This is a genomic window from Pseudomonas sp. WSY_20 (genome assembly GCF_043104335.1).
Taxonomy (GTDB): Bacteria; Pseudomonadota; Gammaproteobacteria; order Pseudomonadales; family Pseudomonadaceae; genus Aquipseudomonas; species Aquipseudomonas parafulva_B.
Genome location: NZ_JBICKP010000014.1, coordinates 61607 through 74977 on the forward strand (window position 1 = coordinate 61607; position 13371 = coordinate 74977).

At 62.1% G+C, this 13371-nt stretch carries 10 protein-coding genes; 4 read left to right on the top strand and 6 right to left on the bottom strand.

Features of this window, described 5'->3' with window-relative positions; translation table 11 throughout:
- Nucleotides 1–13: 13 nt before the first annotated feature.
- The 5 genes from ACF8E5_RS02445 to ACF8E5_RS02465 all read right to left on the bottom strand — a co-directional run bounded on the left by ACF8E5_RS02445 (nucleotide 14) and on the right by ACF8E5_RS02465 (nucleotide 7682).
- Complete coding sequence (locus ACF8E5_RS02445; RefSeq protein WP_392474870.1) at nucleotides 14–1624, bottom strand: ABC transporter substrate-binding protein; 1611 nt, start codon at nucleotides 1622–1624, stop codon at nucleotides 14–16.
- A gap of 69 nt (nucleotides 1625–1693) precedes the next feature.
- Nucleotides 1694–3073: an OprD family porin gene (locus ACF8E5_RS02450; RefSeq protein ID WP_144964413.1), complete on the bottom strand. Its 1380-nt coding sequence runs from the start codon at nucleotides 3071–3073 to the stop codon at nucleotides 1694–1696.
- 161 nt (nucleotides 3074–3234) lie between these two features.
- Complete coding sequence (locus ACF8E5_RS02455; protein WP_392474871.1) at nucleotides 3235–4827, bottom strand: ABC transporter substrate-binding protein; 1593 nt, start codon at nucleotides 4825–4827, stop codon at nucleotides 3235–3237.
- Nucleotides 4828–4965: 138 nt separating this feature from the next.
- Nucleotides 4966–6591: an ABC transporter substrate-binding protein gene (locus ACF8E5_RS02460; RefSeq protein WP_058637484.1), complete on the bottom strand. Its 1626-nt coding sequence runs from the start codon at nucleotides 6589–6591 to the stop codon at nucleotides 4966–4968.
- A gap of 374 nt (nucleotides 6592–6965) precedes the next feature.
- A complete protein-coding gene (locus ACF8E5_RS02465) occupies nucleotides 6966–7682 on the bottom strand; it encodes an SIMPL domain-containing protein (protein WP_058604393.1) in 717 nt (238 codons plus the stop codon).
- 201 nt (nucleotides 7683–7883) lie between these two features.
- Here ACF8E5_RS02465 and ACF8E5_RS02470 point away from each other — a divergent pair, with 201 nt between their 5' ends.
- The 4 genes from ACF8E5_RS02470 to ACF8E5_RS02485 all read left to right on the top strand — a co-directional run bounded on the left by ACF8E5_RS02470 (nucleotide 7884) and on the right by ACF8E5_RS02485 (nucleotide 12288).
- Complete coding sequence (locus ACF8E5_RS02470) at nucleotides 7884–9140, top strand: ATP-binding protein (RefSeq protein ID WP_196121706.1); 1257 nt, start codon at nucleotides 7884–7886, stop codon at nucleotides 9138–9140.
- Entirely contained in the window at nucleotides 9140–9700 is a 561-nt protein-coding gene (locus tag ACF8E5_RS02475) for a response regulator transcription factor (protein WP_058637486.1), read from the top strand. The genes ACF8E5_RS02470 and ACF8E5_RS02475 overlap by 1 nt, the downstream gene beginning before the upstream one ends.
- Before the next feature lie 228 nt (nucleotides 9701–9928).
- Nucleotides 9929–10870 (top strand): AEC family transporter, encoded by a 942-nt coding sequence (locus ACF8E5_RS02480; protein WP_078479064.1) that lies wholly within the window; start codon nucleotides 9929–9931, stop codon nucleotides 10868–10870.
- Nucleotides 10871–10926: 56 nt separating this feature from the next.
- The gene (locus tag ACF8E5_RS02485; protein ID WP_058637488.1) at nucleotides 10927–12288 is read left to right on the top strand and encodes an amino acid permease; all 1362 of its coding nucleotides are present in this window, start codon (nucleotides 10927–10929) and stop codon (nucleotides 12286–12288) included.
- Between the two features lie 15 nt (nucleotides 12289–12303).
- Here ACF8E5_RS02485 and ACF8E5_RS02490 read toward each other — a convergent pair whose 3' ends face one another.
- Nucleotides 12304–13347, bottom strand: coding sequence for a calcium/sodium antiporter (locus tag ACF8E5_RS02490; RefSeq protein WP_058604398.1), 1044 nt, complete (start codon nucleotides 13345–13347; stop codon nucleotides 12304–12306).
- Nucleotides 13348–13371: the final 24 nt, after the last annotated feature.

A 13371-nucleotide genomic window follows, 5' to 3' on the forward strand; every position in this document is an offset into this window, starting at 1 on the left:
GGTCGTTGTTGTTCTACTTCACTCGGGTGGTAGCGAAGTTGTTGCTGGTCAGGGGGCTGATCACGTAGCCCTCCACGTTGTCACGCATGGCCGTGAACACCTTGGGGTGGGCCATGCTGATCCAGGGCTGGTCCTCATCGTACACCGTCAATGCCTCGCTATAGAGCCTGGCACGCTCGTCGTTGTCGCTCACCTCGCGGGCGCGGGTGATCAATGCCTGGAATTTCGAGTTGCACCAGCGTGCATAGTTCTCGCCATTGCTGGCCGCCTCGCAGCTAAGCAAGGGGGTGAGGAAGTTGTCCGGGTCGCCGTTGTCGCCGGCCCAGCCACTGGACACCAGGTCCGCCTCGCCTTTCTTGGCACGGCGCAGCATTTCGGCCCATTCCATGACACGGATATCCAGCTTAAGGCCGATCTGCGCCAGGTCGGACTGAAGCATCTCGGCGGACAGTCGCGGATTTGGGTTGGTCGGGCCGCCGCCATTGCGGGTGAACAGGGTGATGACCGTGCCCTGGGGTACACCGGCTTGTTTAAGCAGCGCACGCGCCTGGTCCAGATCGCGTGGCGGGTTCTGGTTGGCGGTGTTGTAGCCGATCATCGAAGGGGGATACGGGTTGATGCCGACCAGCGCATTGCCTTTGCCGAACAGCTGGTCGACGTGGGGCTGGCGGTCGAATGCCATGTTGATCGCCTTGCGCACGCGTACATCACTCAGGTACGGATGCTGGGTGTTCATGGCAATGTAGCCGGTCACCAGCGCTTCGGTCTGCGCGACCTTCAGGCGCGGATCCGCCATGATCGACGGCACATCGTCCGGTTTGGGATACAGCGCAACCTGGCACTCGTTGGCGCGCAACTTCTGCAGGCGCACGTTACTGTCGGTGGCGATGGCGAAAACCAGGGCATCGGCGGGCGGCTTGCCACGGAAGTAGTCCGGGTTGGGCTTGAAGCGCACCTGGGCATCTTTGTTGTAGCGCTGGAAAATGAACGGCCCGGTGCCGATTGGCTTGCTGTTGAGCTCTGCCGTTTTGCCGGCTGCCAACAACTGATCGCCGTACTCGGCGGAATAGATGGATGTGAAGCCCATGGCCATGTCGCGCAGGAAAGGCGCCTCGGGCCGGGTCAGGGTGATCACCACGGTGTAGTCGTCGGTCTTGTCCACCGACTTGAGCAACGATTTGAAGGCCATGCTCTCGAAGTAGGGGTAGCCGATGCTGGTCTTGTCGTGCCAGGGGTGGTTCGGGTCAAGCTGGCGGCGCAAGCTCCAAAGCACATCGTCGGCGTTCAGATCGCGGCTGGGCTTGAAATAGTCGGTGGTGTGGAACTTGACCCCACGGCGAAGGTGGAAGGTATAGGTCAGGCCGTCGGCAGAAATGTCCCAGCGCTCGGCCAGGGCTGGTTGTACATCCGTGGTGCCGGGCTTGAAGTCCACCAGGCGGTTGAAGAGGGTTTCAGCTGCAGCGTCGAACGTCACCGCCGTGGTGTATTGCACCACGTCGAACCCTTCGGGGCTGGCCTCGGTGCACACCACCAGCGGCTTGGCGGCCAGCTGAGACGTACTGCCCAGGATCAGCGTTGCCAGCAACAGGCGCAATGCCGATGTCTTCTTGGTCACAGCTTGCATGGATCAATTCTCCCTGCGTTGTGCTCCAGCCTGACGCCCGACCCGCTGGCAAGCGGGCCGGGCGGCCGGTCAGAGGATGTTGAACGGAATGGTGGTCACGAGCCTGAATTCGTTCAGGCTGCCATCGCCCTGTGCCTTGCTTGCGCGGTGCGTGGTGTAGGTAGCGCGGATGCTGGTGTCCTTGAGCGGTCCGCTCTGTACCGCGTAGCTGGTGCCGATGCCCCACTCGTAATGGGTCTCGCCATCGAGGCCTTGGACGTCGTAGGCGCTGCCTCGGTAATGGGTGCCGTCGATGCCCCAGCCACGCGCGTTGTACAGGTTGAATTTCAGCCCTGGCACGCCGTAGTAGGCCATGTTGAGCACATAGGATAGCTGCAGCGATTTCTCGTTCGGGCCGTTGAAGTCCGACAGCAGCGAGTTGGCCAGGTAGATGCCGTTGGTTTCGTGGAGGTAGTCGAAGTACTCGTTGCCATTGACCTGCTGCCAGGCGGCGGTAAGGGTGTGCGCCTGATGGGTCAGGCCCAGCGACAGGCTGTAGGTGTCGTTGTCGATGTCGCCCATCTTGCGGCTGCCGGCGTCCACCGTCTTGTAGTAGTTAAGACCCGTGGACAGGCTGAGCACGGCGCTGTCGCCGAACAGGTGATTGGCGCCGAAATAGTACTGGTTCCAGAAATCGTCGACCTTGGTGGCGTACAGGCTGGTGGTCAGGCTCTTGAGGGGCTGGTAGTTGATACCGACCGTGCTGGCGCGGTCGGTTTCTACCCCGGCCGCCCCGTATTCGCTGCGGAACTTGCTCAGGCTCTGCTCGGTACGTGGCGAGACCCGGTCGAAGGTACCCAGGTCGAACGTCAGGTTGTCGAATTCAGCGCTGTGCAGGAATGCGCCCTGAAAACTGGAGGGCAGGGCGCGGTTGCCGATGAAAGCGATCATCGGGGTATCGACGGCCTGACGACCGAGGGTCAGGGTGGTATTGGATATACGCGCCTTGACGTTACCCAACCCCAGTTTGCTCCACTGGCCGATGGCATCGCCGTCGCTGTGGGTCAGGGTACGGTTGTTCGGCCCTGCAATCGCTTCGCGATCCTGCTGCAGGGCGATGGCATTGTAGCCGGCTGCCTCCACGGCAAAGCCTACCGTGCCCTGGGTAAAGCCCGAGGTGTAATTGAGGATGGTGCCCTGCACCCAGTTTTCACGCGTGTGGGTGGGGTGACGGGTACCGTCGCTCTTGTAGTAGCGCCATAGCGGTGCGCGGGTGGCGCGTTCGCGGGCGTACCAGTTGCGCGTCGTCCCGCTCAAGCTCTGGCCATCGACGAAACCCTTGGCCTGCGCCTGGGCGCTTTGGGCTGCGACGGTGAGCGGCAGGTAGGCTTGGCTCTGTGGGTCGGCGTGGGCGGTGGAGGTTGCCGCGCCTATGGCTAACGCCAGCGCGCTCGAATTGAACAGTCTCACGATAGAAGCTCCTTTTCATTTCTAGTTATTGCCGGCCTTGTGGGCCGGGTGGGTGTTGCCGTGTTGCCTGGGGCGCCCCGGGATCACCGAGGCTGAAGCGGACGATGGTCAGGCATGGCGCGCGGGTCTCCCCACCTGCGCGCCACGCCTGCCCGGCGGTGCTAATCGACGCTGACGCCGGAAAAATCGTTGCGTCCGAACGGGCTGACCTTGAACCCGGACACTTGGGTGCTCAGGGGCTGATTGACAGTTGAGTGGGCCACTGGCGTGATCGGCACCTGCTGCTTGAGCCGCTGCTGGGCTTGCTGATAGAGCGTGGTGCGCTGGGCCTGGTCGGTGACCTGCTTGGCTTGCTTGACCAGGCTGTCGTACTGCGGGTCGCACCATTGCGAGTAGTTGTTGCTGCCAATGGCATCGCAGCTGTATAGCGTGCCCAGCCAGTTGTCGGGGTCGCCGTTGTCACCAGTCCAACCGATCAGCGCCACATCGTGCTCACCGCTCTTGAGGCGCTTGATGTATTCGCCCCATTCGTAGCTGACAATGCGCACTTTGAAGCCCAGCTTGCTCCAATCGGCTTGGAGCATTTCGGCCATCAGCTTGGCGTTAGGGTTGTAGGGGCGTTGCACCGGCATGGCCCACAGGGTGATTTCGGTGCCAGGCTTGACCCCGGCCTGCTCGAGCAGCTGGCGGGCTTTGTCCGGGTCATGGGGTGCATCGGTGATGCTGGTGTCGTAGGACCACTGTGTGGGCGGCATCGCGTTGACCGCCCGTTGCCCGGCTTGCTGGTACACCGCCTGCAGGATGGCTTGCTTGTTGACCGCCATGTCCATGGCCTGGCGCACCTCAAGCCGGTCGAATGGCGGGTGCTGGGTGTTGTAGGCGATATAGCCCAGGTTGAACCCTGCTTGCTGCAAGACCTGCACTTTGGGGTCCTGCTTGAGCCCTGGCAGGTCGGCCGGCCGCGGATGCAGGGTGACCTGGCACTCGTTGCGGCGCAGTTTCTGGATGCGCACCGACGGGTCGACATTGATCGAGAACACCAGGTTGTCGAGCTTCACCTGCTCGGGCGCCCAGTAGGCACGGTTGGCCTTGTAGCGGATCTGCGAGTCCTTCTGGTAACGCTGGAACACGAACGGGCCGGTGCCTATCGGTTGCTGGTTGATGTCGCTGGGCCGCCCGGTCTTGAGCAGTTGCTCGGCGTATTCGGCGGACAGGATCGATGCAACGCTCATGGCCAGGTTCTGGATGAACGCGGCGTCTACCGTGTGCAGCGTGAACACCACGGTGTATGGGTCGGTCTTTTCGACGCCTGCAATGTTCTTGTCCAGGCCCATGCTGACGAAGTAGGGAAACTCGGTGGGGTAGGCCTTGCGAAACGGGTGCTGCCTGTCGAGCATGCGGTTGAAGGTGAACAGCACGTCGTCTGCGTTGAAGGGACGGCTGGGGGTGAAGGCCTTGTTGCTGTGAAAGCTCACGCCTTCGCGCAGGTGAAAGGTGTAGCGCAGGCCGTTCTCGCTGACTTCCCAGCGGGTGGCCAGGGCAGGGTGCACCGCCGTGCCGCCGCGTTCGAACTCCACCAGGCGGTTGTAGATCGGCTGGGCGGCGTCATTGTCGGTGGCGGTGGTGTATTGGGCGGTATCGAAACCGGCCGGGCTGCCTTCGGAGCAGAACACCAGGTTGTTGGCCAGCACCGCTGGCGTCTGGCCGAGGAGGGTCAGGGCGAGCAGTGTAGAAAGTCGGGTCACGTGGCGCATGCTAAGTCCTTTTGGGTGCGGGGCCGGCTCCGGGCACGAATCGCGGCAACAGTTCGCCTGTCCCGCACGCTTGGCAGCGGGACGACGGGGTATGGATTGGGTGGGTCAGGCGCCCGTCAGGCGGGCGCAGCCCTCAGGCTATTTGTCCACGCTGACGCCGTAGAACGCGTTCAGGGCAAATGGACTGATCTTGAAGTCCTTCACCTTGGCACTCATGGGCTGGTAGACGGTGGAGTGGGCGATCGGGGTGATCGGCACCTGTTCCTTGAGGATGTGCTGGGCTTTCTGATAAAGCTCGGTGCGCTTGGCCTGGTCGGAGGTGGCCTTGGCCTGCTTGATCAAGTCATCGTAGGGCTTGTAGCACCACTTGGAGAAGTTGTTGCCGTCGATGGCGTCGCAGCCATACAAGGTGCCCAGCCAGTTGTCAGGGTCGCCATTGTCCCCGCTCCAGCCAATGAGCATGGCGCCCTGTTCGCCCGCCTTGGAGCGCTTGATGTACTCGCCCCATTCATAGCTGACGATCTTGGCCTTGATACCGACCTTGGCCCAGTCTGCCTGGAGCATCTCGGCCATCAGCTTGGCGTTGGGGTTGTATGGGCGCTGGACCGGCATGGCCCAAAGAGTGATTTCGGTGCCGTCCTTGATGCCCGCTTCCTTGAGCAATTGGCGGGCCTTGTCCGGGTCGTAGGGAGCGTCCTTGATGCTGCTGTCATACGACCACTGGGTCGGTGGCATGGCATTGACCGCCAGCTGGCCTGCCCCCTGGTAGACCGACTCGATGATTTTCTGCTTGTCCACGGCCATGTCCAGCGCCTGGCGCACCTTGAGTTGAGCCATGGGGTTGGGCTGGTTGCTGCCCTTGACCTGGTCCATCACGTTGTAGGCGATGTAGCCCAGGTTGAAGCCCGCCTGCTGGGGCATCTGCAGCTTGGGGTCCTGCTTGAGCGGGGCGATATCGGCCGGGCGCGGGAACAGCGTGACCTGGCACTCGTTCTTCTTGAGTTTCTGCATGCGCACCGAAGCATCGGTGGTGATGGCGAAGATCAGGTTGTCGATCTTCACGTCCTCGGGTTTCCAGTAGTCCTTGTTACCCTTGAAGCGAATCTGCGCGTCTTTCTGGTACTTGCTGAACACGAACGGGCCGGTGCCGATCGGCTTCTGGTTGATGTCGGCGGCCTTGCCATTCTTGAGCAACTGGTCGGCGTACTCGGCGGACTGGATGGACGCAAAGCTCATGGCCAGGTTCTGGATGAAAGCGGCGTCGACGTCGTTGAGAGTGAACTTGACCGTATGGTCGTCCAGTTTCTCGACGCCGGCGATGTTCTTGTCCATGCCCATGTCGGTGAAGTATGGGAACTCGGTGGGGTAGGCCTTGCGGAACGGATGGTCCTTGTCGAGCATGCGGTTGAACGTGAACAGCACGTCGTCCGCATTAAACGGGCGGGTGGGCTTGAAGTAATCGGTGGTGTGGAACTTCACGCCTTCGCGCAGGTGGAAGGTGTAGGTCTTGCCATCCTCCGCCACCTCCCAGCGCGTTGCCAGCCCAGGAATGACCGCGGTGCCGCCTCGCTCGAACTGAGTCAACCGGTTGAAAACCGTTTCGGCAGAGGCGTCGAAATCGGTACCGGTGGTGTATTGCCCCGGGTCGAAACCGGCCGGGCTGCCTTCTGAACAGAACACCAGGTTGGAAGCGGCGAAGGCCGACGGCGCGCCGGTGAGCAAACCTGCGCCTAGCAGGAACGGAATGACTGCATGTTTGAGCATGTTGGCCTCATTGTTGTCATTGTTCAGAAGAGGCGGCCTCGTGAGCCGACCTGCGGATACTTATGCAGGGGTGGGCCCAATGCAATATGCACAAGGTTAGTCTGGACTTGAAATGTGGCACGGGAGTACATGAATGTCGCATCGGTGTAACTTTTGACGGAGTTAAACGTTTGCGAGGGCAAAATGGTGGCTTTTTTCAGAATATTGCTGATTAAAGGAAGATGTCGGGAAAGGCTTAAGAGGGTGTAGGAAATCTCTTAAAATGCGGGCTAACCGTTAGGGGAAGAAGAAATGCCCTGGCGGGCCAGTGAAGGCGCCAGGGCATCTGCTGCTGGTCAGGGGCTGGCCTTGGACCTGCTCCTGCCCCCTTGAGGTCAGGGCATCTGAACTTCGATCAAGCCATCGGCGTTCATGCTCACTTCGCTGGTGCCCGCCTCGATGTCCGGCGCGGGCGCAGCCTCGTCTGCTGCCATGGCTTTCATCGCCATCGGCGCACTGCGCAGGTAAGGACGTGGGTAGCCGCTGCTGTTCAAGTTGAGGCTGACCACCTTGTAACCGCTGCCGCCCAGGGCTTCGGTGGCCAACTGGGCGCGCGCCTTGAACGCGTCGACGGCCTCCTTGAGCAGCGCGTCTTCGCTGGACTTGCGGGTAGCCGGTGCGATGGAGAAGTCCATGCCGCCCATTTTCAGGTCTTGCAGCAGCTCGGCGGTGAGCTGTGAAAGCGCCGGGAAGTCCGCGCTTTCGAGCCGCAGCTCGGCACGCTCGCGCCAGCCGGTGATTTTCTGGCCCTTGGTGTCGTACACCGGGTAGCTGTTGCGGCTGCCCTGGCTGATCTTGACGTCCTTGACCTGGCGCGACTGCTGCACGGCCTTGTTCATGGTCTCGGTGATCTGCTTGGCAAGCTTGCTCGGGTCGGTGTTCTGCGCTTCGCTGTAGAGGGTCACGACCATCAGGTCGCGTGCCACTTCCTTGCTCACTTCGGCGCGCAGCGACACCTGGTTGAAGCGCGGTTCATCGGCGGCCAGCGCTGGCAGGCTGGCCAGCAGACCGCAGGACAAGAGAAGGGCAGCGCCGCGACGTTGGATTAGCATAAGGTGCTCCTTGGCAGATGAAAGCGTGGGGTGTGGCCATCCATTCCACGCATGGCCCATCAGACCGGGAACAGTGTAGTGGGTTCAGCGCTGGCCCCATGAAGCTGTGACAAAGTGTGGCGGTTTGCCGCATCACTGCAGCAGCATGTCCCGCTTCGGTATACTCCAGCCGATTTTCTGGAGCACTCATCAGGAGAGCTCATGCTCGCCGCCGTACAACCGCTGTCCGCTACACGCCAGAACCTCTGGCGACTGACCGTCATTCGCGTTCTTGTGTTGGCCGCCCAGGCCGGCTCGGTGGGCGTGGCCTACTGGACCGAGCTGTTGCCACTGCCCTGGCTGTCGCTGGCCGGCACCCTGGCCTTGTCCTCGCTGCTGTGCGCGTTCACGGCCCTGCGCCTGCGCCTGTCGCTGCCGGTCACCGAACTCGAATATGCCCTGCAACTGGCGTGCGACCTGTTGATACACAGCGCCCTGCTGTACTACTCCGGCGGCTCGACCAACCCCTTCGTGTCCTACTACCTGGTGCCGCTGGCGATCGCGGCGGTTACGCTGCCCTGGCTGTATTCGCTGATTCTGTCGGGCATCGCGCTGACGGCCTACAGCCTGCTGCTGGTGCAGTTCTACCCGCTCGAAGGCCTGCCACTGGCACGGGACAAGATGCAGGTCTACGGCATGTGGCTGAGCATTGCGCTGGCCGCCGCGGTGATCACCTTCTTTGCCGCGCGCATGGCCGAGGAACTTCGGCGCCAGGAGCAGCTGCGCTCGGAGCGCCGCGAAGAAAGCCTGCGCGATGAGCAGTTGCTGGCCGTGGCCACCCAGGCTGCGGGCGCAGCCCACGAGCTGGGTACGCCGCTGGCGACGATGAGCGTGTTGCTCAACGAGATGCGCCAGGATCACACTGATCCGCTGCTGCAGGAAGACCTGCAGATCCTTCAGGACCAGGTCAAGCTGTGCAAGGAAACCCTGCAACAGCTGGTTCGCGCAGCCGAGGCCAATCGCCGGCTGGCCATCGTCGAGCAGGACGTCACCGTCTGGCTCGACGAGGCCCTCAACCGCTGGCACCTGATGCGCCCGGAAGCCAGTTACCGCTTCCAGCGCCTGCGTGATGGTCTTGTCCCCCGGCTGACGCCGCCGCCTGATCTGACCCAGGCGCTGCTCAACCTGTTGAACAACGCCGCCGATGCCTGTCCCGATGACCTGGAGGTGCGCCTGGATTGGGATCACCAGGACATCGTCATCAGCATCCGCGACCATGGCCCTGGCGTACCGCCAGCCATCGCCGAAGCCATTGGCAAACCTTTCATTACCACCAAGGGCAAGGGCTTCGGCCTGGGCCTGTTCCTGAGCAAGGCCAGCGTCACCCGTGCGGGTGGCTCAGTGAAACTCTATAGTCATGAACAAGGTGGCACCCTGACCGAATTGCGCCTGCCACACGGCACGCGAGGAGAAGCATGATGAGTGAAGAAAACCAGGTCGAAACCGAAGAGCTGCCGCACCTGCTGCTGGTGGACGACGATGCTACCTTTACCCGGGTGATGGCCCGGGCCATGAGCCGCAGGGGCTTTCGGGTGAGCACCGCCAGCTCGGCCGAAGAAGGTTTGATCTTGGCCCAGCAAGACCTGCCGGACTACGCCACGCTCGACCTGAAAATGGACGGGGATTCGGGCCTGGTGCTGCTGCCCAAGCTGCTGGAGCTGGACCCGGAAATGCGGGTCGTCATCCTGACCGGGTACTCGAGCATCGCCACGGCAGTGGAAGCGGTCAAGCGCGGCGCCTGCAACTACCTGTGCAAACCGGCTGACGCTGACGACGTGCTGGCGGCCTTGCTGTCCGAGCACACCGACCTGGACACGCTGGTGCCGGAAAACCCCATGTCCGTGGACCGTCTGCAGTGGGAACACATCCAGCGCGTGCTGAACGAGCACGAGGGCAACATCTCGGCGACCGCGCGCGCGCTGGGCATGCACCGCCGGACATTGCAGCGCAAATTGCAGAAGCGGCCAGTGCGGCGCTGAATGCTGCTGCAGGCGCGATCTTGGCGGACGCCGGACCGGCCGCGATGAGCCCAGATGTAATGGGGCTGCGAGTTTGAAATCCTGCGGCCGCTGTGCGGCCCATCGCGTCCGGTTCAGTACTCCAGCAGGGCCGCTTGCAAGGCCATCACGGCACAATGCCCGCAAATCCTGGCCGTTGGCGTATCATTAGCCCCCTAACGGCAACCCCCCTTTCAGGATTGTGCGCCCATGCTTGCCCTTCTCATCCAGACGCTGAACATCACGGCGCCCGTTTTCGCCATGTTGTTTTTGGGCGTGTTGCTTCGCCGTATCCACCTGATCGACGACAACTTCAACAAGGTCGCCTCGCAACTGGTGTTCAACGTCTGCATGCCGGCCTTGCTGTTTCTGGGCATCTATCATGCCGACCTGGCGGCTGCGGTCCGGCCTGGGATCATGCTCTATTTCACGGTGGCCACCCTGGCCGGATTTGCCATCGCCTGGGGCATGGCCGTCTGGCGCAGCCCGTGGGCCGACCGAGGCATCTACACCCAAGGGGCCTTTCGCGGCAACAACGGCGTGATTGGCCTGGCACTGGCCGCAAGCTTGTACGGCGACTATGGCATCTCATTGGGTGCAGTGTTGGCCGGGTTGGTGATCCTGTTGTACAACTCGTTGTCTGCCATCGTGCTGGCGGTCTACAGCCCCGATCTGAAGTCCGACCCGTGGAGCATTCTCAAAAGCATCCTGAAAAACCCGCTGATCCTCAGCGTGCTGGTCGCCATTCCCATGGCCTACGGCCAAGTCCCGTTGCCAAATTGGCTGCTTACCTCCGGTGATTACCTGGCGCAGATGACGCTGCCCCTGGCCCTGATCTGCATTGGCGGCACCCTGTCGCTGACGGCTCTGCGCGACAGCGGCCGGCTGGCCGTGGACGCCAGCCTGGTAAAAATGGCCTGGCTGCCGCTGATCGGTACCCTTGGCGCCTGGCTTTGTGGTTTTCGCGGCGCTGAACTGGGCATCCTGTTCCTCTACATCGGCAGCCCTACCGCAGCGGCCAGCTACGTGATGGCGCGGGCGGCCAACGGCAACCATGAATTGGCCGCTTCGATCATCGTGATCACCACGCTAATGGCCGCGATCACCACCAACATTGGTATTTTCATCTTGCAGTGGGGCGGATGGATCTAGATCCTTGACTGCAAACAACAGCAACAGCATTGCCTCACTGAGCGAAAGGACACTTCATGCAAGACCAGAGCACGCCCGAGCGGTTACAGCGCGGGCTGAAGAATCGTCACATCCAGCTGATCGCGCTCGGCGGCGCCATCGGCACAGGGTTGTTCCTGGGCATCGCCCAGACCATTCAGCTGGCCGGCCCCTCGGTCTTGCTGGGCTATGCCATTGCTGGCCTGATGGCTTTCCTGATCATGCGCCAGCTTGGGGAAATGGTCGTGGAAGAGCCGGTCGCCGGTAGCTTCAGCCATTTTGCCCACCAGTACTGGAGCGAGTTCGCAGGCTTCGTGTCTGGCTGGAACTACTGGGTAGTCTACGTGTTGGTCGGCATGGCCGAGCTGACGGCGGTGGGTATCTACGTCCAGTACTGGTGGCCTGAGTTTCCAACCTGGGCCACGGCCGCGATCTTTTTCGTGGTGATCAACCTGATCAACCTCACCCAGGTGAAGGTTTATGGTGAGATGGAGTTCTGGTTCGCCTTGGTAAAAATCGTGGCCATCGTCAGCATGATAGGTTTCGGCGCCTGGTTGCTCAGCACCGGCAGCGGCGGCCCGGATGCCAGTGTGGCCAACCTGTGGCAATACGGCGGGTTCTTCCCCAATGGCGTGACCGGCCTGGTCATGGCCCTGGCCGTGATCATGTTTTCGTTCGGTGGCCTGGAACTGGTAGGCATCACGGCCGCCGAGGCCGACAATCCGCGCCAGAGCATACCCAAGGCCACCAACCAGGTGGTCTACCGGATCCTGATCTTCTACATCGGCGCGCTTGCGGTGCTGCTTTCGCTGTACCCTTGGCAGAAAGTGGTACAAGGCGGTAGCCCGTTCGTGATGATTTTCCATGAACTGGACAGCGACCTGGTCGCGACCGTCCTCAACATCGTGGTCCTGACAGCGGCGCTGTCGGTTTACAACAGCTGCGTGTACGCCAACAGCCGCATGCTGTTCGGCCTGGCCAGCCAAGGCGATGCCCCACGTCAGTTGCTCAAGGTCAGCCGCAGCGGTGTACCCCTGGCAGCTTTAGGCATTTCTGCCCTGGCCACGGGCCTGTGCGTGGTGATCAATTACCTGATGCCCGGCCAAGCCTTTGGCCTGCTGATGGCACTGGCGGTGTCGGCATTGGTGATCAACTGGGCCAGCATCAGCATCACCCACCTCAAGTTCCGCAAGGCCAAGCGCGCGGCAGGAGTACAGCCCTTCTACAAGAGCTTGGGTCATCCGTTCACCAACTACCTGTGCCTGGCCTTCATCGTGCTGATTTTGGTGGTGATGTACCTGACGCCACCTATTCGCATCTCTGTGATGTTGATCCCGGGCTGGATCCTGCTGCTGTGGGTAGCCTTCAAGTTGAAGAAGGCTCGTCAGGCCAGCCGCTGACCTGACGCTCGGTACTCAATGCTGGCGGCGCCAGGCGCGCACCGTGGTGTACACCAACACCACCGCCAGCACGGGCAATACATAGAGCAGCATCAGGCGCTCCAGGCGCTCGGCCAGTGGCATGCCCATGGTGAACGCGGCGATGTGCAGGCCGTAGGCCAGGTACAGGCACAGGAACACCAGTCCTTCGGCCCGGGTGATGCGATAACCCGAATAAAACACCGGCAAGCTCAACGCGGCCACGCCCAGCATGACGGGCAGGTCGAAATCCAGTGCATTGGGCGAAATCGACAAGGGCTCGGGGGTCACCACGGCGGTCAGGCCCAACACGCCCAGCAGGTTGAACAGGTTGCTGCCGATCACCGTGCCCACGGCGATCTCGCGTTCACCGCGCAAGGCAGCGATCAGGGCTGCCGCCAATTCCGGCAACGATGTGCAGATGGCCACCACCGTAAGGCCGATGACGCGCTCGGACAGGCCCAGGTCGGTGGCCACCTCCACGGCCGCGTCGAGCAGCAGATGACCGGCCAGGCTCAGCAGCCCCAGGCCTGCCATCACCAACAGCAGCGCAGCGCACCAGAAGCGCGCCGGGCTTTGTGGCACCGATGGCGGGGCAGGGTAGGTGCGTGCGTAGTGACGGGACTGGTGCCAGAGCATGGCCAGATAACCCACCAGCCCCAGCAGCAGCAACACGCCTTCAACGCGTCCCAGATAGCCATTGGCAGCCAACCCGTAGACCAAGGCACTGGCCAGGATCATCAACGGGATATCCAGGCGTACCAGCTGGCGAGAGACGCGAAGCGGAATGACCAGGGCTGCCAGGCCAAGAATGGCCAGCACATTGAAGATGTTGCTGCCGATGACGCTGCCCACGGCAACGTCCGGTGCGCCTTGGTAGGCGGCCTGCAGGCTGAGGGTCAACTGGGGTGCGGTGCTGCCGAATGCCACCAGGCTCAGCCCGATGATCAGCGGCCGGACATGAAGGCGTTGCGCCAGGCGCAGTGCAGCCCGTACCAGCAGTTCGGCGCCTGCGACCAACAGCAGCAAGGCGATGCCCAGCTGCAGCAGGCTGAACGTGGGGAG